At 62.7% G+C, this 23,425-nt stretch carries 16 protein-coding genes and 1 riboswitch; of the genes, 5 read left to right on the forward strand and 11 right to left on the reverse strand.

Annotated elements, in window-relative coordinates; translation table 11 throughout:
- Positions 1 to 9: 9 nt before the first annotated feature.
- Both trpS and RWL87_RS02535 read right to left on the reverse strand, forming a co-directional pair.
- Positions 10 to 1,074: a tryptophan--tRNA ligase gene (trpS, locus tag RWL87_RS02530; protein ID WP_070542584.1), complete on the reverse strand. Its 1,065-nt coding sequence runs from the start codon at positions 1,072 to 1,074 to the stop codon at positions 10 to 12.
- 86 nt (positions 1,075 to 1,160) lie between these two features.
- Entirely contained in the window at positions 1,161 to 2,036 is an 876-nt protein-coding gene (locus RWL87_RS02535) for an exodeoxyribonuclease III (RefSeq protein WP_294603979.1), read from the reverse strand.
- An 80-nt stretch (positions 2,037 to 2,116) separates the two neighbouring features.
- Between RWL87_RS02535 and RWL87_RS02540 the strand changes: the two genes are divergently transcribed.
- Positions 2,117 to 2,950: a GntR family transcriptional regulator gene (locus tag RWL87_RS02540; protein ID WP_313968789.1), complete on the forward strand. Its 834-nt coding sequence runs from the start codon at positions 2,117 to 2,119 to the stop codon at positions 2,948 to 2,950.
- A 104-nt stretch (positions 2,951 to 3,054) separates the two neighbouring features.
- On the opposite strand, the gene RWL87_RS02545 is transcribed toward RWL87_RS02540, so the two are convergent.
- From RWL87_RS02545 to purN, 5 genes are all read right to left on the reverse strand, one after another.
- The gene (locus RWL87_RS02545; RefSeq protein ID WP_294603980.1) at positions 3,055 to 3,933 is read right to left on the reverse strand and encodes a bifunctional methylenetetrahydrofolate dehydrogenase/methenyltetrahydrofolate cyclohydrolase; all 879 of its coding nucleotides are present in this window, start codon (positions 3,931 to 3,933) and stop codon (positions 3,055 to 3,057) included.
- Between the two features lie 206 nt (positions 3,934 to 4,139).
- Positions 4,140 to 5,414, reverse strand: a complete 1,275-nt coding sequence (glyA, locus tag RWL87_RS02550) for a serine hydroxymethyltransferase (protein WP_313968790.1) — start codon at positions 5,412 to 5,414, stop codon at positions 4,140 to 4,142.
- Positions 5,415 to 5,673: 259 nt separating this feature from the next.
- Positions 5,674 to 6,255: a TetR/AcrR family transcriptional regulator gene (locus RWL87_RS02555; RefSeq protein WP_005506809.1), complete on the reverse strand. Its 582-nt coding sequence runs from the start codon at positions 6,253 to 6,255 to the stop codon at positions 5,674 to 5,676.
- 290 nt (positions 6,256 to 6,545) lie between these two features.
- The gene (gene purH, locus RWL87_RS02560; RefSeq protein WP_049354976.1) at positions 6,546 to 8,156 is read right to left on the reverse strand and encodes a bifunctional phosphoribosylaminoimidazolecarboxamide formyltransferase/IMP cyclohydrolase; all 1,611 of its coding nucleotides are present in this window, start codon (positions 8,154 to 8,156) and stop codon (positions 6,546 to 6,548) included.
- A gap of 216 nt (positions 8,157 to 8,372) precedes the next feature.
- Positions 8,373 to 8,939 (reverse strand): phosphoribosylglycinamide formyltransferase, encoded by a 567-nt coding sequence (purN, locus tag RWL87_RS02565; RefSeq protein ID WP_313968836.1) that lies wholly within the window; start codon positions 8,937 to 8,939, stop codon positions 8,373 to 8,375.
- A 242-nt stretch (positions 8,940 to 9,181) separates the two neighbouring features.
- Between purN and RWL87_RS02570 the strand changes: the two genes are divergently transcribed.
- On the forward strand, positions 9,182 to 9,733 hold the full coding sequence (locus RWL87_RS02570; protein ID WP_313968791.1) for a 4-hydroxyphenylpyruvate dioxygenase: 552 nt from the start codon (positions 9,182 to 9,184) through the stop codon (positions 9,731 to 9,733).
- Positions 9,734 to 9,745: 12 nt separating this feature from the next.
- On the opposite strand, the gene RWL87_RS02575 is transcribed toward RWL87_RS02570, so the two are convergent.
- From RWL87_RS02575 to RWL87_RS02585, 3 genes are all read right to left on the reverse strand, one after another.
- Positions 9,746 to 12,208: a DUF6350 family protein gene (locus RWL87_RS02575; RefSeq protein WP_313968792.1), complete on the reverse strand. Its 2,463-nt coding sequence runs from the start codon at positions 12,206 to 12,208 to the stop codon at positions 9,746 to 9,748.
- Positions 12,209 to 12,337: 129 nt separating this feature from the next.
- Positions 12,338 to 12,772, reverse strand: a complete 435-nt coding sequence (locus RWL87_RS02580; protein ID WP_005508979.1) for a hypothetical protein — start codon at positions 12,770 to 12,772, stop codon at positions 12,338 to 12,340.
- A 10-nt stretch (positions 12,773 to 12,782) separates the two neighbouring features.
- Positions 12,783 to 13,010, reverse strand: a complete 228-nt coding sequence (locus RWL87_RS02585; RefSeq protein WP_005506796.1) for a hypothetical protein — start codon at positions 13,008 to 13,010, stop codon at positions 12,783 to 12,785.
- A 35-nt stretch (positions 13,011 to 13,045) separates the two neighbouring features.
- Positions 13,046 to 13,180, reverse strand: a riboswitch (SAM riboswitch).
- A 185-nt stretch (positions 13,181 to 13,365) separates the two neighbouring features.
- Between RWL87_RS02585 and RWL87_RS02590 the strand changes: the two genes are divergently transcribed.
- Positions 13,366 to 17,541 (forward strand): DEAD/DEAH box helicase, encoded by a 4,176-nt coding sequence (locus tag RWL87_RS02590; RefSeq protein WP_313968837.1) that lies wholly within the window; start codon positions 13,366 to 13,368, stop codon positions 17,539 to 17,541.
- Between the two features lie 230 nt (positions 17,542 to 17,771).
- Positions 17,772 to 18,608, forward strand: coding sequence for an aldo/keto reductase (locus RWL87_RS02595; protein WP_313968793.1), 837 nt, complete (start codon positions 17,772 to 17,774; stop codon positions 18,606 to 18,608).
- 181 nt (positions 18,609 to 18,789) lie between these two features.
- Here RWL87_RS02595 and RWL87_RS02600 read toward each other — a convergent pair whose 3' ends face one another.
- Entirely contained in the window at positions 18,790 to 21,324 is a 2,535-nt protein-coding gene (locus tag RWL87_RS02600) for a Tex family protein (protein WP_313968794.1), read from the reverse strand.
- Positions 21,325 to 21,736: 412 nt separating this feature from the next.
- Here RWL87_RS02600 and RWL87_RS02605 point away from each other — a divergent pair, with 412 nt between their 5' ends.
- Positions 21,737 to 23,356, forward strand: coding sequence for a dehydrogenase (locus tag RWL87_RS02605; RefSeq protein WP_313968795.1), 1,620 nt, complete (start codon positions 21,737 to 21,739; stop codon positions 23,354 to 23,356).
- Positions 23,357 to 23,425 lie beyond the last annotated feature (69 nt).

Below are 23,425 nucleotides of genomic sequence, written 5' to 3' on the forward strand. Positions count from 1 at the left end.
AACAGCACGCTAGATTGCGGCGGCAGGCAGGAAGCCAACCTTCTTGTACACGTTCTCAATGGTGACCGTAGCGATCTCGCGGGCAGCGGATGCGCCCACAGCCAGCAGGCGGTCCAGCTCGGCGGGGTCGTCCATCAGCTCGAGGGTACGCTCACGCACCGGGGTGAGGCGCTCCACCACGATATCGGCAAGATCGACCTTCAGGTGGCCGTACATCTTGCCCTCGTAGCGTGCCACGATCTCGTCGATGCTCTCGCCGGTCATTGCCGAGTAGATGGAGAGCAGGTTGGAGACGCCGGGCTTAGCCTCGCGGTCGTAGGCGATGACGGAGCCGTCATCGGTCACAGCAGACTTAATCTTCTTCTGGGTGACCTTGGGGGTGTCCAGAAGCTTAATCAGGCCCTTATCGGATGCCGCAGACTTAGACATCTTCGAGGTCGGGTCCTGTAGGTCGTAAATCTTAGCGGTTTCCTTCAGAATCACCGGGTCAGGCACCACGAAGGTCTCACCGAAGCGGGAGTTGAAACGCTGAGCCAGGTTACGGGTCAGCTCCAGGTGCTGACGCTGATCCTCGCCCACGGGCACGCCGTCCACCTGGTAGAGCAGGATGTCGGCTGCCATCAGAATCGGGTAGGTGAACAGACCCACGGAGGCGTTCTCGGCGCCCTGCTTCTGGGACTTGTCCTTGAACTGGGTCATGCGGGACGCCTCGCCAAAGCCGGTGAAGCAGTTCAGAACCCACGCCAGCTGGGCGTGCTCGGGCACATGCGACTGCACGAACAGCGGGGTGCGGGTCGGGTCAATGCCGGAGGCGATGTACTGCGCCGCGGTCAGGCGGGTACGCTCACGCAGCTCCTCGGGGTTCTGCGGAACGGTGATAGCGTGCATATCCGGAATGAAGAACAGGCATTCGTTATTCGGGTCATCCTGCAGAGCCACCCAGTTGTTCACGGCACCAATGTAGTTACCCAGGTGCATCGAATCAGCCGACGGCTGTGCACCCGAGTAGATACGCGCCTTCTGCTGAGAGGCGTTAGGGATGAGGGACTTATCCTGCTTCTTTTCGTCTGCCATAGTTATTTCCTGTGCAGTTCTTCCTGTGCGGTGCTGCGGACGGTGCAGCACATCTTCAAAAACTTATCTGTAGGTGGGTCCGCGTCTTACTCACCGATGCGGTAGTCAACCACAAGCGGCGCGTGATCGCTGAAACGCTCATCGTAGCTTGCCGCGCGGTCCACGACCGCCTCCACGGCACTTTCAGCGAGCGCCGGGGTCGCCATGTGGTAGTCGATGCGCCAGCCGGCGTCATTATCGAACGCCTTACCGCGGTAGGACCACCAGGTGTAGGGGCCGGGCACCTGACCAGCCAGCTCGCGAGCCACATCGCGGTAGCCGATATCGCCGAAGAAGCGGTCAAAGTAGGCGCGTTCCTCCGGCAGGAAGCCGGCACGCTTCTGGTTAGCCTTCCAGTTCTTAATATCCAGCTCGGTGTGGCCAACATTCAGGTCACCCACGATGAGCACGTGGTCCGAGTGCTTAGCGAGTTCGGGCATGCGCACCAGCATGCGCTCCAGGAAGCGGTACTTATCGTCCTGCTTCTGGGTGCCGACCTCGCCGGAGTGAACGTAGGCGCTGACCACGGTCAGGGTCTTGCCGTTGGGCAGAACGTAGTCCGCCTCAACCCAGCGACCCGAGTCGTCAAAGTACTCCTCGCCGATGTTCGAGCGGGTTGCGACCGGCTGATTCTCCAGAACCTCACCGGCAGAATTCGGGGTGCGACGGGTCGCCACCAGCACACCCGCACGGCCCTTAGCGGCAGCCTCCGCGTGCAGAATATGCCACTGGGATTCGTCCAGCAGCTCACGCACGATAGCGTCGGGGGCGCGCACCTCCTGCAGGCAGAGAATGTCGATGTCACGGTTCGCCAACCACGCCGCCATATCCTTCTTGTAGGCGGCTCGGATACCGTTCACATTCACGCTCGCCACGCGAAGCAGACCGCTCGGGCGCGGTGCAGGAGTAGTAGAAAAATGCATAGTCTTAATTATGCCAGTTTGAAGGAAGAGAAATTTTCACTCGTGCGCGTTTTTTCTCTGGCTGAACGGTAAACTATTGGGTGATGAATTCACACTCCTCACATACCACCGACCACGGTGCCCCCTCACATTCTGCGGGCACCACCGCATCCGAAAGTACCGCTCACAACGCTGAGAGCCGCTACGAGCTACCCCCGATTCCCGGCCCCAAGTACGAGCAGGTCATCCACTACATTGAGCAGCGCTACATTATTCCCGGCAAGCCCGGCGATAAGCTGCCCACCGAACGCATGATTCAGCAGAACTTTGGGGTGAGCCGCCAGACGGTTCGTAGCGCCCTGAAGGTTCTGATTGAACGCGGCCTGCTCTACAACGTGCAGGGCTCCGGCACCTACGTTGCTGAGCGCACCGACGCCACCTACATTCCGCGCGTGGACACCTTCGCCGACGATATGCGCCGCCGCGGTTTTGAGGGCTCCACCCGTATGATTGCGACCCGCTGGGTGGACGCCACCGAAGAGATCTCCACCCACCTATCCGTGCCGGTGGGCGAGCAGGTGCTGTTCGTGCGCCGACTGCGTCTTGCCAACCAGGAAGTTATCGGCTTTGAGCGTTCCTACTTTGTGAAGGCTGCCGCAAGCAGCATCCTGGACGCCATGATGGCGGAAATGTCCGGTGCGATGAGCTCGCTAGACCAGCTTGCCGACACCCCCAACGCCATTAAGCACGCCCGCGTACGCACCAGCGCGGCGCTCTTCACCGACGCTGATGCCGAGGCGTTCAACCAGCAGGTGCCCGTGGGCGAGGCGGCGTTCAAGGTCTGCGCAACCGGCTACACCGAAGAAGGTAGCCCCGTCGAGTATGCAGAAACCCTGTACCTTGCCGATGCCTACTTCTACGAGATGATTCTCTAGCACCTACCTTTTCTTGTGATGACAGTGTGAAGGGCGGTGCCCCGGTAGATTGTTCTACCGGGGCACCGCCCTTTTGAGTTATCAGCTCTGAAATGCTGCGAGCCTTATGCCGCCTGACGCTCCGCGGTCTCCACCACGTTCACCAGCAGCTCCGCGCGGGTCATCGGGCCCACACCACCGGGGTTCGGGGAAACCCAGGACGCCTTCTCAGCGGCCTCCGGGGAGACGTCGCCGAAGAGCTTCTTCTTGCCGGTTTCCGGGTCCTCAGCGCGGGAAACACCGACGTCCAGCAGGATTGCGCCGTCCTTGACCTGGTGTGCCTTCAGCACGTGCGGAACACCCACAGCGGCGACGATGACGTCCGCCTCGCGCAGCACCTCGTCCAGATTCTCGGTACCGGTGTGCGCCAAGGTTGCGGTTGCGTTCACCTCGCGGCGGGTCAGCAGCAGACCCAGCGGGCGGCCCACGGTAATGCCGCGGCCGAGCACCACAACATTCTTGCCGTTCCAGTCGATGCCGTGGCGCTTGACCAGCTCAATCACACCGTTCGGGGTGCAAGGAAGCGGGGAATCCAGCGGCTCAGAAACGTTCAGCACGAGCTTGCCGAGGTTGGTCGGGTGCAGGCCGTCAGCGTCCTTCTCGGGGGCGATGCGCTCGAGCACGCGGTTGGTGTCCAGGTGCTTGGGCAGGGGCAGCTGCACAATGTAGCTGGTGCACGCCGGGTCGTTGTTCAGCTTGTCGATCTCGGCGTCGAGCTCCTCCTGAGTGATGTCACCGGGCAGGTCCACACGGATGGAGTTAATACCGATCTCTGCACAGTCGCGGTGCTTAGCGCCCACGTACGAGCGGGATGCCGGGTCGTCGCCGACCAGGACGGTACCCAGGCCGGGGGTAATACCCTTAGCCTTGAGCGCCTCGACGCGCTCCTTCAGCTCCGCCTTGATGGCTGCGGCGGTTGCGTTACCGTCTAGAATCTGGGGCATTGTTTTTCCTTCCATAGATTGCGGCGGGTTCGCCGAAACGGATGGTCTGTGTGTTGAGTTCTAGGGTGTGTGCCTAGGAAGTGCCACTCCCCCGTTACATCCCTCAACGGATGTAGCGGGGAGAGCGGCAAAAAGTAAGAGGGCGAAATAACCCCGCCCGCTCAGCACCCACGGGGAATGTTGAGCGAACGGGGTCATTCATGGGTCTACCAGTTCTCGCTGCCCTGGTAGAGGGGGTACTTGGCGCAGAGCGCATCAACGCGGGCGCGCAGTGCCGCAATGTCCGGGTTCGGCAACAGCACGGAAGCGATAATGTCAGCCACCTCGGTGAAGCCCTCGGCGTCGAAGCCACGGGTCGCCAGCGCGGGGGTACCAATACGCAAACCGGAGGTCACCATCGGCGGGCGAGGGTCGTTCGGCACAGCGTTACGGTTGACGGTAATGCCAGCGTCGTGCAGCAGGTCTTCTGCTTCCTTGCCGTTGAGGGCGTGGTTACGCAGATCAACGAGCACCAGGTGAACGTCGGTGCCGCCGGAGGCAATCGAAACGCCGGCGTCCTTCACGTCCTGCTGCAGCAGGCGGTTCGCCAGGATCTGTGCACCCTCAACGGTGCGCTTCTGACGGTCCTTGAACGCGTCAGATGCGGCGACCTTGAACGCGGTAGCCTTCGCAGCAATCACGTGCATGAGCGGGCCGCCCTGCTGGCCGGGGAACACGGCGGAGTCAATCTTCTTCTTCAGTTCCTCAGTGCAGAGGATGAAGCCGGAACGAGGACCGCCCAGGGTCTTGTGCACGGTGGAGGACACCACGTGTGCGTGCGGGACGGGGTTCGGGTGCAGACCCGCAGCCACCAGACCAGCGAAGTGAGCCATGTCCACCCACAGGTACGCGCCGATTTCGTCAGCAATCGCGCGGAACGCAGCGAAGTCCAGCTGACGGGGGTATGCGGACCAGCCGGCAATAATCAGCTTGGGGCGCTCAGCCAGAGCCAGCTCACGCACCTGCTCCATGTCAACGCGGCCGGACTCGTCCACGCCGTATGCAACAACGTTGTACAGCTTGCCGGAGACGTTCAGCTTCATACCGTGGGTCAGGTGGCCACCGTGCGCCAGGGACAGACCCATGATGGTGTCGCCGGGGGTCAGCAGCGCGTGCATGACGGCATTGTTCGCCTGCGCACCGGAGTGCGGCTGAACGTTCGCGTGCTCAGCGCCGAAGAGCTCCTTCACACGGGAAATAGCGAGGGACTCAACGACGTCAACGAATTCACAGCCGCCGTAGTAGCGGCGGCCGGGGTAACCCTCAGCGTACTTGTTGGTCAGCACCGAGCCCTGGCTTTCGAGGACGGCACGGGGGACGAAGTTCTCGGATGCAATCATCTCGAGGGTATTCTGCTGGCGCTTGCGCTCCAGCTCAATGGCTTCTGCAACCTCGGGGTCGAGGTCGGCGAGGGGCATCTCGAGGATCTTCTGCTCGGACATTACGCTCCTGGGAGTGTTTTTGCGTTATCTTCGGTGGCTCATCATCGGGGCTACGGCGCTGTCTGCGGCTGAAAACCCTGAATGAAAAAATATGAGCTACACCTCATAATACCGTAAAGCCCGCTTTCCTTCGAGAAGGAAAACGGGCTTTACCAAGCATCACGATGAAGTTTTCACGGTGTCTGCGCGAGTCCAGCACGGGGCGCGCAACACACCCCGGCAAGGCTTATCAGTAGCAGTTTACGCAGGTCTGCGAACCCTACGCCTGACGCAGAATAGCGGAAGCATACTCCAGGTACGCCTCGCGAGCGCTTTCCTTCTTACCGCCGGCCACCAGCTGGGTCTGCACCACGTAACCGGTCAGCACCGACAGCACCGCGGCACCAATTACGGTCAGCCACTCTTCGAGCTCCTCTTCGGTGAAGTCCAGCTCAGCGGCACCCCAGGCGCGGTAGCGCTCCAGGGACTGATCGCGCAGGTAGCTCAGCTGCTCAGAAACCACGGTCGCCAGCTGCGGCATTGCCACAGCCTCACCCCAGGTCACCAGCAGGTGACGGCGAATCTTGGGGGTGTCCAGCACCTTCAGGCACCCGAACACGTAGTCCCAGGGCTGTTCGGCGCGGATGCGGTCGAAAGGCGCCATGTCCATGCGGGCTGCCGCCAGGATAATCTCATCCTTGGAGGAGAAGTGGTTATAGATTGCTCCAGCAGACAGGCCGGTGGCCGCAATAATGTCGCTCATCGAAGCCTTCTGATAACCGTGCTTGATGAAGCATTCGCGGGCGGTCTCTACAATCTGAGAACGCCTGTTCTTTTTGTATTCTTCGCTGACTTTAGGCACAACCTAATCCTAGCGAATTTTTAGCCAATCCGTGCGCATCCGGGTCACCATTGACGCGCCCTCACGCGCAAATTCGGCGCAAAATAGAGCAAAAATTCTATAAATCTGCTTGCCCACAATACGGATGCACCCAGCACGGCTACCTCGGGGTGCTCTGGTGGGGATGCGCTGGTGGGGTTGCTCCGGCGGTTAGCACAAAAAAGCGGGGCACCCGGGTTCCCCAGAAGGTTCACCCGGAATGCCCCGCTCACGGCAGGCAGCTCAGCGTAGGCTGAGCCCGCTACACATTTTTAGTGGAAGAAGTGGCGGGTACCGGTCAGGTACATGGTCACGCCGGCAGCCTTAGCCGCCTCGATAACTTCCTCATCACGAATCGAACCGCCCGGGTGCACAACGGCACGCACGCCAGCGTCCAGCAGAACCTGCAGGCCGTCAGCGAAGGGGAAGAACGCGTCGGATGCTGCAACCGCACCGCGGGCACGCTCGTTGCCTTCACCACCGAGGGTGTTCGCGCGCTCAACCGAGAGCTTGCAGGAGTCCACGCGGTTCACCTGACCCATGCCGATGCCCACAGCGGCACCGTTATCGGCAAGCAGAATAGCGTTGGACTTGGGCGAACGCAGTGCACGCCACGCGAACTCGAGGTCGCGCAGGGTTGCCTCGTCAGCAGCCTCACCGGCAACCAGGGTCCAGTTCTTCGGGTCGTCACCCTCAGCCTGCAGGCGGTCAGCCTCCTGGAAGAGCGCACCACCAGAAATGGGGCGGTACTCGATAGCCTCACGGGCGAAGCCCTCGGGCAGAACCAGCAGGCGCAGGTTCTTCTTCTCGCGCAGAATCTCCAGCGCCTCGGGCTCGTAGCCGGGAGCCACGACGACCTCGGTGAAGATGCCCTTGACGGTGCGTGCCATCTCTGCGGTCACGGGGCGGTTAGCGGCAATCACGCCACCGTATGCGGACAGCGGGTCGCAGGCGTGTGCCTTCGCGTGAGCGTCCGCAATCGGGTCAGCCGCGCCGGGGGTCGCCACAGCAATACCGCAGGGGTTGTTGTGCTTGATAACGGCAACAGCGGGCTCGTCGAAGTCGTAGGCGGCGCGCAGGGCGGCGTCAGCGTCAACGTAGTTGTTGTAGCTCATCGCCTTACCGTGCAGCTGCTCAGCCTGAGCAATACCGGGGGCAGCAGCGGGGTCAACATACAGGGCGGCACGCTGGTGCGGGTTCTCGCCGTAACGCAGGGTCTCGCTACGCTCGAAGCCCAGGCCAGCGTACGGGGGCCAGAAGTTAGCGTCCTCATCCTGCAGGAACTGGGATGCGGTCCAGGTTGCGACAGCGGTATCGTATGCGGCGGTGTGGGCGAATGCGCCAGCGGCAAGGCGGCGGCGCTCATCCAGGGAGAAACCACCGTTCTTAGCGGCCTCAACGGTGCGTGCGTAGTCGGCGGGGTCCACAACGATTGCGACAGCGTCGTGGTTCTTTGCAGCTGCACGAACCATGGAGGGGCCACCAATGTCGATCTTCTCGATGATGGCGTCCTGACCTGCACCGGATGCGACGGTCTCAACGAAGGGGTACAGGTTCACGACAACCAGGTCGAAAGGCTCGACATCCAGCTCGCCGAGGGTGTCGATGTGCTCCTGCTTGCGGCGGTCAGCCAGAATACCTGCGTGAATGCGCGGGTGCAGGGTCTTCACGCGGCCCTCAAGGCACTCGGGGAAGCCGGTCACCTCGGTCACCTCGGTGACGGGTACGCCTGCTGCCGCGATGGTTGCTGCGGTCGAACCGGTGGAAACCAGCGCAACGCCAGCCTCGTGCAGGCCGCGGGCGAACTCCTCCAGACCGGTCTTGTCGTAGACGGAAATCAGGGCGCGGCGCAGGGGCACGCGATCGAGCTCAATAAGAGACACAAATACTCCGATGCTTTAGACGTGCACGCCGGATTTCGGCGGCACAGCTGGTGGATGGACGTAGCCTACCCGCGAAGAAGGGCAGGATATGTGTGGGGGTATTCCCCGCCGCTGTGCACCGGCTCCTCGAGGGTACGCGGGTGCCACAACGGAACGTGTATGGGCGGCGGGGTTTGAGCTCGGCTCATTCCGCCGCGAAAAATGTAGTGGGCGGAACTAGCTGTGAGATGCAGCGCCGTGAGATTCAGCAAGAGACGCGATGGTCTGCACGAGCAGGCGGCGCTCCTGCACCTTAATGCGTTCGTGCAGGGTCTCTTCGGTGTCGTCATCCAGAACGGGCACTGCCGCCTGGGCGAGGATGGGGCCGGTGTCAACGCCAGCATCCACAAAGTGGACGGTCAGGCCGGTAATCTTCACACCGTGCGCCAGGGCGTCACGCACGCCGTGCGCACCCGGGAAGGAGGGTAGCAGGGCGGGGTGGGTGTTAATGATGCGGTTACTGAAACGCTCAACCAGCTGCGCGTCAACAATGCGCATGAAGCCGGCGAACACAATGTAATCGGGCTCGTAGGAGGCGATCTTTTCTTCCAGCGCGCGGTTCCAGGAGGGGCGGTCGGCGTAGTCGCCGGGCTGTACCAGGAAGGTGGGTACACCTGCCGCCTGGGCACGTTCGATACCCAGACAGGGCTTGTCGGCGCCCACTGCCGCAATTTCGAGGGGAAGCTCGCCCGCCGCTACGGCGTCGAGGATGGACTGAAGATTCGTTCCGGAGCCGGATACCATAACCACAATTCGCACCCGACTAGTATAACCCATCTCACACCCTTATCCAAAGGGGTACGAGGTTCACAACGCACCCAAAACCCAAAGGTGAGCACGAAGAAACCCCGGCGGGGACAAATCCTCACCGGGGTTCACTAGAGTTCACCGGGGTTTGCTGGGGCTTGCTAGGGTTTACTGGGCGCAAACTCAACAGGTCGCGAACTCAATAGGTCACGGACCGGCGGGGCGGTACCCTTATAGGTATGTCTACTCCCCCGCAGAACACTCCGAACAACGGCGCACCCCAGAACCAGCAGGTTCCGCCGCGAGCTCCGCAGCAGGCACCTCAGAATATGATGCCGCCGCATCGAGGACCTCAGGGCAAGAAGCCGCGTAAGCCCATCGACCCCATCGAGCAGCAGAAGGCGAACATTCGCACCTCGCTCATGCTCATTGTTGCCGCGCTGGTCATCTTTGCGGCCTCTTCCTTCGTGCTCTCCACGATGCCGCTCTTCTTGGCGCTCTTCCTCTTCGCGCTGGTCGGCATTGGCCTGAGCATTGTTGCGATCGTGCGCACCGCAGTCTACCGCGGCCCCTGGTTCTTCTACATTGCCGCGGGCGTCAGCATCATCTACGGCACCATGACCCTGCTCGGTGGCATTGGTCTCGCCTTCATGCCCGGCGCGCAGGAGTACCGTCAGTGCCGCGCCGCCGCGCTGACCCAGACCGACATGTACACCTGCGACCAGAAGTTCCAGGGCACGATGGACAAGCTCACCGGCGCATCCAGCTCTAGCTCTTCTGCAGCTCGTTAGGGGTTCTGCGCGCTAGTTCTTCTTGCGGGTATTAGAACCCTGGGGCTTCGAGGAGCTGACATCCAGCGGGGGCAGCTCCACGGTCGACGCCTCATCGGTCACCAGCGGCAGGATGCCGGTCTGGCTACGAACCTCAAAGATGCGGCTCATCGCCTGATCGGCGGAGAGGACATCCAGCTCGCGGTCCACAAAATCACGCTCTAGGTCGTTCTTCTGCTTCTTGCGTGCCGCCTTAGCCGCTTTCTTCGCCTCGCGCTTCTGCGCGCGCTCATATGCGCGGTCGTTGGCGCGGTCATGAACGGAATCCTGCACAGCGGGTTCAGCGTGGGCGCCCTCTGCGGGCTCGGAGCCCTGCGCTGCGGCGGGCTGTTCAATGCCAAAGCCGAAGTACGCCATAATGCGGCTCGCGCGACCCTTCGAATGCGGCGCCTGCTCTGCAGACTCGTCAGCATCAGATTCGCGCTGATATTCCGCAGGTTCAGCTGCCTCGTAGACAGGCTCCTGAATCAGCTCGCGGGTCTCCTCCTCGGAGGGGTCCTGCGCGTACAGGGCGGGGTCATAGGTGCTGTGTTCGTAAGCAGTGCGCTCGGAGGATGCGAGCTCAGCAACATCCTCATCGTGCGCGGGTGTGGAGCGCAGGTATTCCACCGGCTGTACGGCTTCAATCGGCTCGTACTCCTCAGCAGAGCTCTCTTCAGCAGTAGCCTCTTCGGAGGCGGACTCCTCAGCGGCAGATTCCTCCACCGCAGCGCTCTCAGATGCAGCCTTCTCGGCTGCCTCTTCGTGTTCTCCAATGATGTCAGCGAAAGCGTCCGCCGCCGCACGCTGAGCCAGCTGCTCGGTCGCTTCCACGGGGACGGCAACCACCGGCTCCTGCGGATGCACCGGCACGTGACCGGTCGCCACATCGGGCACCGCAGACTGTTCAGGCTCAGCAACGTTCTCGGAAGCCTCCGCGCGTGCCGCCTCCTCAGCTTCACGCTCTGCAGCCTCACGAGCGGCGACTTCCTCAGCTTCACGCTCAGCGGCTTCACGTGCGGCCGCTTCCTCAGCCTCACGCTCCATACGCTCTGCACGCGCCTGCGCACGCTGTTCACGACGCTCCGCAAAACGCTCACGGCCCTGTGCAAAACGCTCACGGGTCGAGGCAGTAAAACTCATCAGACGCTCACCCAGGTTCGGGCGCTCATCCGCAAAACGAGGCAGCTCACGGCTGCTATCCGGCACCAGGGCGCGGCTCAGCAACATACCGAAAGTCACACCGGCACCCACCGTCAACGCGGTATGCGCCGCAAAAGTCAGCGGCTCAGCACCAACCTCCGTAAAACGACCAATACCCAGAGAGCCGTACGAAATCCAGCCCAGCCACAGGGCACCAAAGGACGTCAGAATACCGGTCACCACGCCCAGCGCCACAGCAGAAATCAGCGCAGACAGCGGACGGAACGGAACCTTCAGGGCAACCCACTCATCCAGGTGATCCTCACCCTCACGCAAGAACCACCAGCCAGCAATCGCACCGGCACCCAGCGGCACCAGCAGACCCACCAGACCAAACGTGCCCATCGACTCGGGCACAGCACCCAGAATCGGAAGCATCGGCAAAGTACCCGCATCGCTACTGGTCAAACCCACCGAGGTGCCCGCACCAAAGGAGAAACCGGCACCGGTCGACCACGCAATCGCATAAATCACCAGGTTCGGCAAGAAACCCAGCTGCAGCAAAGTCACCGCAGTATCACCCACAGCACCCGCATGCAGCTCCTGGTAGGTGGCAACAATCTGCGACCAACCCGCCAAAATACCGATACCCAAAAGCACCGCACCCAGACCGACCAGCGCCACAAAAGCAACCACCGCAGCACGCACCACAGCCCAAGCGTACGAACCCGCCCAACGCGAATACTGACTCATCTGCGAAATCTGCTCCGCAGTATCAACACCCACCATGCGCGAGAGCGAACGCGCCTCACGGTAGCCACCCCACATCAGACCAGCCACCACAATGCCCAAAGGCACTAGGGCAGCATTCAACGCTTGAAGAGGCTGCGGATGCGGGCTCGCCCAACCGTACATCGCCGAACTAATCAGCGCATAAGTCACCGAACCAGACAGCACCGGAATCAAAAACTCACCCTCATACGAGGCGCGCGCCAGACGACGACCCGAACGGTAACAGAGCAGCAGAGGCAGAATACTCAAACCCAGCGGCACCAGCGTCATCGTGCCGGCAGAAGCACCAAAAGCAGCCGCAAGATCCAGCGGAACACCGTGAATCAGAAGCCACAGGTGCGCCGACATGGCGGCCACGGAGGAGAACTCCATGTCGCCAAAACCCTTGGTCGCCCACACGGCAGACATCGCCGCAAACACGGCAATCGCAGAGAACAGGGCAGTAACAATTAGCTCAACAACACCCTGAAGCCACAGAGGCATGGGCATGGAATAACGCGAGATAGGTGAGGTGCTTTTCATCGTCCTTCAATCATGCCACGAATTAACGACGAAACCCGCCTCCGATTAACACTCGAAAGCGGGTTCTCACAACTATTCACACAGGTATTCATCCAGACGCGCACGCGAGGACGCGTATCAGGCGAAGTTTTACTGCTCAGTCCACGGGTTGGAAGCCTCAACACCCCAGGCGCGGTACACCTGCGCCTTAGAAGAAATCAGCTCCAAATCATAGGCGCTCGCGCTCGCCGCCATCAGACCCTCCAGGGCGGCGGTAGGCAACGGACCGGCATCATCACGACCCACGGCATGCACGCCGCGCGGTGCCTGACGACCCGCCCACTCGAGGCTCACACGCGCATCCACATTAATAACGTGGTCGCCAAAGCGCTCAAGCAGTTCGGTAATCCAGCGGTCAGTTTCCGGGTAGGGGTACAGGCCCTTCAGCTCACCAATACTCAGCACAGAAATGTACATGTGTCGGAACGAGCGGCGGCGCAGAAAAGCGACCACGGCGGGGTCTGGATCCGCCTTACGGATCTCCGCAAGAACGTCGGAGTCCAGGAGCATACCGGAGAAATTCATACCCCTAATGCTACGCTACGCGCAGACCGGCGTACTCAATAGCGGGAATGCCCTCGGGGTTGGGCAGAAGAAGGAAGTTCAGGAACTCGTCGCGCTTAGAAGAAATGCGGGAGTAGTCGTCAATGCTGACTGCGGTGTATCCGCCTCGCGCGGGGACAGCTGCGGCACGCAGGCTTTCCTGGTAGGAGCGGGAGGGGTTCAGAGAGATTGCTGCTTCGGTTGCAGAGCCGTTGTACATATGACAACCTGCGCCGTGAGTGGCGCGATCCTTTCGCGTTGCTCTTGTCTGTACCAATTACCACCGGTTATTCCGGTGGTGAATACAAACCGCTTCGTCATCCGAGCCACCCGTGAACATGGGGTTGGCGTTCGACCATAGTCGGAGCTTATCAGTCGAAACTCTTGAAGCTGGGTTCAGCTTACAGCATTTTCTCAAGTTAAGTAAAGCGTTTTTTGAAAGAGATTTAGATTATTAGCGTTTTGGCTTGTGGAACTGTTTTGAGCGGCGGGAATTTTTGATACGGCACGGAATATCTTATGTGAATACCGCTGTTTTTATGCATCAAAAACACATCCCGCACACCCACCCGGCAATGACCGGCGACAAGGCGCAAACCCGCACGATACGCGATAATGAGCTGGTGAGCGCCAACAATCCTTTCCCCGAAATTCCGGTTACCGTACCGCAAATCATCCGCCAGGTCGGGCACCGCGCCTACCAGCGCGGTGTCGCCTACCAGCGCAACCGCGAAGTCATCCGCTACAGCTACGACGAAGACGAACGCACCCTCACCGGGCTCGTCAACGGAAGCACCATCATCCCCTACGAAGTGACCATTCGCTTCTTCCCCGCCGTCAGCGGCTCCGCAACCTTCACCGCCCGCTGCACCTGCCCCGTACTCACCGACTGCAAGCACGCCGTAGCGCTCATGCTCACCGCGCTCGACCGCGCCTCCGTGGCGAAAAAGGCACTCAGCGAACACCCCGGACCCGTCGGCGTACCCAATGCTGGCTCTCATGGCGTAGCGGCGAAGAGTGCGGACGTTACGGAGGCGAAGAAAGCCGCCGACCCGCTCGCGGCGCTGCGCGCCTCCGGTGCGCTCACCACCGCGGCGAAACTGCCCGCGCCCGATGCGGAAAACAACATCGCAGACCAGAACGCAGAGCCGGGCACCTCGGCACACGGTACGCGCGAAGACGCTCAGGGAAGCTTCGCGCTCAATGAGCTGGACTCTTCCCCCAACGTGCTCGATGGTGGAACCTCCAAGATTTCTGCCTGGCGACGCGACCTCTCCTCCGTTCTTTCCGCACGTCAGGACCTTGCGGGCATTGATTCGATGCGCGTGAGCGGCGCCCTAGATTTCTCGCTAAGCGTCTCCGGATCCTACGCGCGCGGCCGCAATATGCCCGGCGCAACCCCCAGCATTAACCTGCTCGCCCGACCGCTCATGGCGTCCAAAACCGGGCGCTGGATTAAGGGCGGACTCAGCTGGGAAACCTTCGCCTCCAGCGTGGGCGGACCCGTCGGTCGACACGAAATCTACCCCGAACACGAACGGTTCTTCGCCGAGCTCTACTCGATTGCCCGCCCCTGGCAGAACATGTACTCCTCGCACCGCGACTGGATCTCAATCAGCGCTTCTGCCTCCACTCTGCTCTGGGACGTACTCGCCCGTGCGGAGGATATTGGCCTGCCTCTGCTCGTCAACGGCCGCGAGGTGAACTACGCCGTGCTGAACCCCGCGCAGGTGCGCCTGCACGCCACCGCCTGCGAGGATGCGCCCGGTGAAGGCGCCGGCCTGCAGCTTCAAGCCGCACTCAGCTGGGAAGGACGCGAAGGCGAACTGCTGCGCCAGCTCTGGCTGCCCGCCGCCCACTGCCACCCCATCGGCACCCCGCGCACCGGCTTCTTTGCCCTGGGCGGGCTCGCCCAGCAGGAGTACGAGCAGGCGGCAAAGGCGGTGCATTGGAAGACCGCGCGCCCCGGTGCGCTGGACGAGGTCGGTCGCGAATCTTTCATGCAAAAGGACGTGCAGAAAGCGCCGGTTGAGGAAGCTGAGAATAGCGCGCCGACGATTGCCGCAGTGCAGAATAACCCGGCACAGGGTGAGCGGGTGCGCTACTCCCCCGCCGTGCCCGAACTGCCCGAGGGTGTGGAGCTGGCGCTCATCCCCCTGGTTGAGCCGCTCGATGCCGCCTCCGAATCGCTGATTAGCGCCGGAACCGTGCGTATTCCCGCCGCGGAACGTACCACCTTCCAGAAGGAGTATCTGCCCGCGCTCAGCCGCTCCATTCCTTCGCTGACCCCCGACCCAGCACTGGCGCTGCCGCGCGTGAAGCCGCCGCATCTGGTGCTCGAAATCAGCTTTGACGAGCAGGTTCGCCACGACGCGCAGCTGAGCTGGCATTGGGAGTACCCGCTGAACCCCTTCGCGGAGGACAGTGCAGAGGAGGCGAGCGCGCAGGAGGCGAGCGCGCAGAATCCTGCGGCGGGCTCCGATGTGCAGTCCCTGCCCGTTTTCGGTTACCCCGGCGAAGAGGGCGGCGAGATTCGTGATGAGCGTTTTGAGGCGCGCGTACTGCGTTCGGTGCGCGCTATTCTTGCCGCTCACCCGGCGCTTTCTGGGCTGGAGGAGCGCCGCATCGAGGGTTGGGAAACCCGCGAGCTGCTGAGCGCGATTCTGCCGAAGCTTCGCCGTGTTTCCGCTGTTCAGGTGCGTTTTAACGGCACTCCGCCGGAGTTCGTGGAGGCAACCGACGCTCTCATCGAAATCACCGTGAGCGAGGGTAATTCTCGCGACTGGTTCGGTCTGGGCATTGCGGTGAAGGTCAATAATTGGACCGTGCCCTTTGCCCAGATTTTTGAGGCGCTGGATCGCGGGGCGGACCGTATCCTGCTCGGCAACGGCACCTATTTCTCGCTGCGTCGACCCGAGTTTAAGACCCTGCGCACCCTCATTGCGGAGGCTCGCGAACTCGACGATGCGGGCGGTGAGCTGCGCATTAACCGGCACCAGGCGGGATTGTTCTCGGAGCTGGAGTCGCTGGCGGCGAGCGTGCATACGACCGCGCGCTGGGACGCTCAGGTGCGTTCGCTGTTGGAGCTGGTTGAGGGTCTGGAAGATACCGAAGAAAGCACCGAAAAGGGCGCTGAAAAGACCTCTGACAAGGGCACTCAGGATTCCCGCGCGCCCCACAAGAAGAACCCCCGCCAGATTATTCCGAGCTGCCCGGTGCCCACCGGCCTGCAGGCGACCCTGCGCCCCTACCAGATGGAGGGTTTCCAGTGGTTGTCGTTCCTGTACGAGCACCGTCTGGGTGGCATCCTCGCAGATGACATGGGTCTGGGTAAGACCGTGCAGGCCCTCGCCCTGCTCGCCCACGCGATGGAGGAGCACCGCGCCGCCTCCGAGCGTGCCGCCGAGCGCGGTGAGAGCGTTGAGCCGTTCGCGCCCTTCCTCGTGGTTGCGCCGACCTCTGTAGTTGCGAACTGGGCGGCGGAGGCGGAACGCTTCCTGCCCGAGGCGAAGGTCGTGACCATTACCGAAACCACCGCCGGTAAGACCCCGCTGGCTGAGCGCATCGCCGGGGCGCACCTGGTACTGACCAGCTACACGCTGCTGCGCATGGACGAGGACGCCTACACCGGCTACGCCCGCACGCTAGGCCGTACCGTTGACGAATTCACCGGCGAACGCTCCACCCCCGAAGGCTGGGGCGCGCTCCTGCTGGACGAGGCGCAATTCGTCAAAAACACCGGCACCCGCGCCTGGTCCATTGCCCGCACGATGCCCGCCCGCACCAAGATTGCGATGACCGGCACGCCCATTGAGAACAACCTCATGGAGCTGTGGGCGTTGCTGGCGATTGTGGCGGACGGTCTGTTCCCCTCCGCCCGTGCGTTCCGTGACCTGTACGCTCGCCCGGCGGAGTCCGGCGAGGACCCTGCTCACGCCGCGGCGACGGCTGCTCGTCTGCGCCGGCGCATCCGCCCGCTCATGCTGCGTCGCACCAAGGAGCTGGTGGCGGTGGAGCTTCCGGCGAAGAACGATACGCGCGTGAACCTGCCGCTGGCTCCCGGTCACCGCCGCATCTATGACACGCACCTGCAGCGTGAACGCCAGAAGGTGCTGGGTCTGCTGGAGGATATGGACAAGAACCGGTTCACGATCTTCCAGTCGCTGACCCTGCTGCGCCGTCTGGCGCTTGATGCCGCGCTGATTGATCCGGAAGCCTACGCCGGGGTGTCGTCGGTCAAGCGCGACTACCTGGTTCAGCAGCTACCCGACCTGCTTGAGAAGGGCCACCGCGTGCTGGTGTTCAGCCAGTTCACCGGCTACCTCAGGAGCATTTCGGCGCGCCTGGCGGAGGAGGGCATCGGTCACCTGTACCTGGACGGTTCGACCCGCAACCGCGCCGAGGTCATCGAGGCGTTCACGAGCGGTCAGGAGCCGGTGTTCCTCATTTCGCTCAAGGCTGGCGGTTTCGGTCTGAACCTGACCGAGGCGGATCACGTGTTCATCATGGATCCGTGGTGGAACCCCGCCGCCGAGCAGCAGGCGGTGGACCGTATTCACCGCATCGGCCAGGACAAGGAGGTGCACGTCTACCGTCTGGTCGCCGAGGGCACGATTGAGGAGAAGGTCATGCAGCTCAAGGAGTCGAAGGCTGCGCTCTTCGATGCGGTGGTCGGTGAGGGCGAGTTCGCCTCCGCGGCGGTGACGGCTGAGGATGTGCGCGAGCTCTTCGCGCCGGCTGTCGAGCGATAGCCGCCCTCCAGCCTGGGCGGTAGCCGCCCTCGAGTCTGAGCGGTAGCCCTCGAGTCTGAGGAGGTGTCTGGCACCCGTCATTTTTTGTCATTTGGTTACGCCTCAGGCTAGATTCACGCCCGATTCTGGCCCGGCCCTTCTCAACGGGGGCTCTGGGGCGTAGCCTTGTAGAACTATCCAAAGCAACTCTTCGGGAGGCGCCGCCTCCCCATAGATTCCAAAGGAGCATCATGAGCTACAACGTACCGAACGTAAAGTTCAACGACGGCCGAACCATTCCGCAGCTGGGCTACGGCGTGTGGCAGGTTGAGGACGAGGTCGCTGAGAAGGTCGTGGCCACCGCCCTGGAGATCGGCTACCGTCACATCGACACCGCCGCTATTTACGGCAATGAGGCGGGCGTAGGCCGCGCTATCGCTAACTCCGGCGTGGCTCGTGAGGGTATCTTCCTCACCACCAAGCTGTGGAACTCCGACCAGGGCTACGAGAGCGCTTTTGAGGCGTTTGAGGCGTCCCTGGAGAAGCTGGGCACCGACTACGTTGACCTGTACCTGATTCACTGGGCTAAGCCGCAGCAGGGCCTGTACCTGGATTCCTGGCGTGCGCTGATTGAGCTGCAGAAGCAGGGTAAGGTCCGTTCCATTGGTGTTTCGAACTTCCCCGAGGAGCAGCTGCGCGAGATTATCGAGGAGACCGGCGTGGTTCCGGCTATCCACCAGATTGAGCTGCACCCCTACTTCTCGCAGGAGGCGCTGCGCGCCGTTCACGCCAAGTACGGCATTGCGACTCAGGCGTGGAGCCCGCTGGGTAACGGCAGCGACCTGCTGCAGAACCCCGTGCTGGCTGAGATTGCGGAGCGTCACGGCGCAACCCCCGCGCAGGTCGTGCTGGCGTGGCACCTGGCTAAGGGCACCGTGGCTATCCCGAAGTCTGTGACCCCCTCCCGCATTGAGGAGAACCTGGCGTCGGTGAACGTGAAGCTGACCGCCGAGGACATCGCGGCTGTGGATGCTCTGTCCACCCCCGAGGGTCGTATTGGCGCTGACCCGGCGAACATCGACTTCTAAGGTGTAGCTCGGGCGTAGAGCTCGAATCGCACCCAAATAAAGCCCCGACAGGCACGGATAATGCCTGTCGGGGCTTTTGTGTGCTCTTGCGGGAGGTGAAGTTTTAGCGAACGCTCGTTCTTGGATTGGGTGGCTTTCATGCAGCTATCCTGGCGAGCGCTCTGTAGCTAGCTCTCACCCGCTAGTTCTCGTCCTCCACCAGCAGGGAGAGGGAGATGCGGCGGCGCGCCGGGTCGACCTCCACGACGCGCACCTGCACGATGTCGCCGCTACGCACAATGTCGTGCGGGTTCGCCACGTAGCCGCGGCTCATCTGCGAGATGTGCACGAGGCCGTCCTGGTGCACACCAATATCCACGAACGCACCGAATGCCGCCACGTTCGAGACGGTACCCTCGAGCACCATGCCGGGGCGTACGTCCTCGAAGTGCGAGACGGACTCGGAGAAGCGGGCGGTGCGGAAGCTACCGCGCGGGTCCAGGCCGGGGCGGCGCAGCTCGTTGAAGATGTCCTCGACCGTATACACGCCGGCGGTGCCTTCGTCCGCGCTCGCCTGAGTATCGCTGTCCTGCACGTAGTCGGCGGGATTCAGCCCGGTGAGCGGGTCGCTACCGTCCGAGGTACCCAGGGCGCCGGCAACCCAGTGAGCGCCGTTGCGTGCCTGCGCGTCGGCAATAATGCGGCGCGCGAGCGGGTAGGCTTCCGGGTGCACGGCGGAGGCGTCCAGCGGCTCTTCACCGCCGCGGATGCGAATAAATCCTGCCGCCTGGCGGAAGGTTTTCGCCCCCAGTCGCGGCACGTTCAGCAGCTGCCGACGGTTCGCGAAGGCGCCGTGTTCGGTGCGGTAGGCGACGATGCATTCGGCGGTTGCGGTACCCACGCCCGCCACGTGTGCAAGCAGCTGCACGGAGGCGCTGTTGAGGTTCACGCCCACGGCGTTCACGCAGTCTTCGACGGTGTCGTTGAGGGCGCGGCGCAGGGCTGCGGGCGGCACGTCGTGCTGATACTGGCCCACGCCGATGGACTGCGGGTCGATTTTGACGAGCTCGGCGAGCGGGTCCTGCAGGCGGCGGGCAATGGAGACGGCGCCGCGTACGGTCACGTCGTAGTCGGGCAGCTCGGCGGCGGCGAGGACGGAGGCGGAGTAGACGGAGGCACCCGCCTCCGAAACGGTCACCTTCTGGGGCGCCTCTACACCCTCCTCGCGCAGGGCGCGAATCAGTTCGCTGGCGAGTTTGTCGGTTTCGCGGCTTGCGGTGCCGTTGCCAATGGCGATGAGTTCCACGCCGTGCTCGCGGCAGGCGGCGGCGAGCTCGCGCAGTGCTTCTGCCCACTGGTTGCGCGGGGCGTGCGGGTAGACGGTGCCCACGCGCAGCGGCTCACCGGTGCCGTCGACTACGGCGTATTTCACGCCGTGGCGCAGGCCCGGGTCCAGGCCGAGGGTGGTCTTGTGTCCGGCGGGTGCGGCGAGCAGAATATCGCGCAGGTTGGAGGCGAACACCTCGGTCGCGTGCTGTGCGGCGGCGTCGAGTAGCTGGTGGCGGATGCGTTCGGCAAGGCGCGGGCGCAGGTGGCTGCGCCATGCGGTGCGCACAGTGGCGGCGAGCCAGCCGAGCACGCGGTCTTCGTCGTCGACGGTGTTGAGCACCTGCACGGGGATGCGTAGCGCGGCGGCGACTTCACGCTCGTATGCAGAACGGACGTTCTCGTAATTTTCGGCGGCGGCCTCAGCTTCGGCGCGGGCGGCACCACGCAGGCGGCTGAGCGCCACGGGGGCGGGTGCCACATCCACTTTGAGGCGCACCACGCCGGCGTCCTTGGCGCGGTGCAGCGCCAGCACACGGTGCGGCGGAATGGAACGAATACGGTCCGAGAAGGCGAAATAGTCGGAGAACTTCGCGCCGATGCTTTCCTGACCTGCAATCACGCGGGACTCAATCACGCCGCTTTCACGCAGGCGCTTGAGGAGCTTTTCGCTCAGCACCGGGTCGGTGAGGGCGCGGTCAACCAGGATTGCGCGGGCACCGTCGAGGGCCTCTTCAGCACTGTGAATCTGCAGGGCTTCGTCCGCCTCTGCAACCTCAATGCCCTCGTCCTCGTCGTCTTCGGTGCCGTCGGTAATGTACGCGGCGGCGATGGCGTGCGCCTCAGCGAGGGGCACCTCCAGCAGGTCTTCGACGAGGGAATCAAGCCCGGCGGCACGCGCCATCTGGGCGCGGGTCACACGCTCGCTGCGGTACGGGGCGTAGATGGCGTTCACGTCTGCGATGGTGGCGGCGTTCATGAGCGAGGAACGCAGCTGCAGCAGGGTGAGCGGGTCGATGAGGCCTTCGTCGGCGCGTTCGGTGAGCGCTTCGAGCACGCGGTTGCGGCGCTCTTCGAGGGCGCGGAGCTGACCCAGGCGCGACTGGATGGTGCGCAGCTGGGTGTCGGTGAGTGCACCCGTTGCTTCTTTGCGGTAGCGGGCGATGAAGGGTACGGAGTTGTCGGCGTCAAGCAGCGCCACGGCTGCGCGGATGCGGTGCGGCGCGATACCGGTTTCTACGGCGAGCGCGTTGATGAGGTGCTCGGCAGGCTGCTCAGTCTTGCCGCCGGTTTCGTGTTTTTCGCGGTGTGCGGCACTGCTGGGTTCGTTGCCGGCGGCGCTGCTGGGCGCGGGGTGTGCAGCTCGATCCGCACGCGGGCGGATGCTGCTCGGGAGGGGGTGTTCGCTCATCCTTCCAGTTTCGCATATTTCGCCGCAGCTCATGGGTTGACCGGTAATGCTCAGAAAAGAGTCAGCGCGGGGCGTATTTTGCTCGCCTGTGCGGGTGCGGGTAAGCGTATTTTTCTATCGCATCTTCTAGTGCAGATTACGAGTCTTTACGCACATTTTGCCCTGTGGGTGCGCTAAATATTGTCATCTTTCCGTAAGAAACCGTGTTAGGGGTTCACGTATTTGAATAGTGCTTAGTTTCAGCGATAAATTTAGATAAAAGAGCATATTTTTTGAAAAAATATCGCTTATTCATGCAGATAAGGGGTGGCCTCACACCACGCAAACGCCCTTGTCTGCGTGCACACATTCAGGGTTTCGGCGGCACGGTACGACATGGTGCCGCCACATCCCGCAGATGAAAGAGGGACCCATGCGCGAACAAGCCGCGCTATCAAACGCTCCGGAGGGCTACTTAGATTTTCACGACGAGTACGCGGGACTCATCGCCGAACTCGCCGCGCTGGGGTTCACCCCTACCCAGGTTCTCCGCCGCCTCAACTTTCTGTACCCGCACATCAACAAGAAGTACCTGAACTATGCGCTGAGCTCCGGCATCTGGCAGTTTGGCCCGGTCACGGCAGACGCCCCGAGCTACACGGTACTCGCCTGCGGCCTCTGGTACGTTTTCGCGGAAGCCTACGATTTGCCTCCGGAGCCCGAGTACGCGGCGCTGATTCTTGATTGCGATATTATTCACGACCTGCCGCCCGCGCTGGAGGCACGCCACTTCAGCAATGAAGACATTGCGCACATTCTGGCGAAGATCGGCGCTACGCTCAAGTACCTTGCCGCACACCCCTACTCCCAGCTGGAGGAAGAAGCCTACGCGCAGACCCTCGAGGACATCCGACTGCGCGGCGTGAAAGAAATCGGCACCGAGGGCGGTAGCCTGTACACCCTGCTTGCCGCCAGTATGGAGGGCGAATCGGCGTGGCCTGCCCCCGCACAGACGGTCAACGACTACCTCGGCGACGGCAACTGGTCCCTGGGCATGCTCCGCACCGGCATCTACCCGGCGGAGGCGCTCGAGAACGAGTGGTATATCGACGCCGCGGCGGTACCCGAGGATTTTGCGCCGAAGACTCTGAGCCTCTTTTTGAGCTATTGCGCCCGCTACGACCGCGAGCCGACGGCGCTGAACTACGGCTACTGGTCTACCATTCCCACGCTCATTGAGCAGGTGCCGCCCCTGGGTGCGGTACGCGCCAAGTTCGGCTCCTGGCAGACGACCCTGCATCGAGGACGCACGCAGATCGCCCGCGAGCTGCGCCTGTGGACGAAGAACGAAGCCAACGCAGCAGCCGTGGAGGCGAGCGCCACTGAGTCGAACGAGACCGAGGCGAGCGCCGCTGAGGAGCTTGAGCTCCTCGACGCTGAGCTGACTAACGCTGAGCTGGCTAACGCGGAGCTCACCGAAGCAGAACTAGCAGAGTTGGATACCCCGGACGCATCCCCTGCGGACGGCTCCCCTGCGGGCGCTCCCGCAGAACCGGCAGAACCCGCACGTCTGAGCGCCCGCGAACTCACCGAGCAGGGCATCGGCGTGGTGCAGACCGCCCACACCGACCTTGCGGCGTACCACCGCACCCAGTGGGAGCAGACGGTGGAAGTCTTCGGCGAACGCCTCGCGCAGCTTGCCTGGAACCGCCGCCTGAGCACCTACTACTTCTTCGACGGAGCCTGCCTGGAAGATGCCGACCCGACCCCCGTGGTGACGGTCTTCCGCTCCCCCACCGGCTTCCTCTGCGAGCTTGAACCCACCGTCGAGGCGCTACCCGCCTTCGACCCGGAGTTCCTGCAGGAGCACGGCTGGAGGCACCCGGTGCCGGTGCATGCGCTGTGGAACCTGCACGCGCTCGACCCGATGGAGGCGGCTGCCGCCGTCATTGAGGCGATGCGTTCCGGTTGCGGTTGTGAACGCTGGGATTTCTACCGCACCGACGATGACGACGACCCGCTTGCCGAAGAGGTCGAGGTGGCTTCCGTCTAAGCAAGCACTCCCGCGAGCCTCTCGGGTTCATCTCTAGAGCCTCTCGGGTTCATCCCTGGAGACAGCGAA

This window comes from uncultured Rothia sp., assembly GCF_963555405.1.
GTDB lineage: Bacteria > Actinomycetota > Actinomycetes > Actinomycetales > Micrococcaceae > Rothia.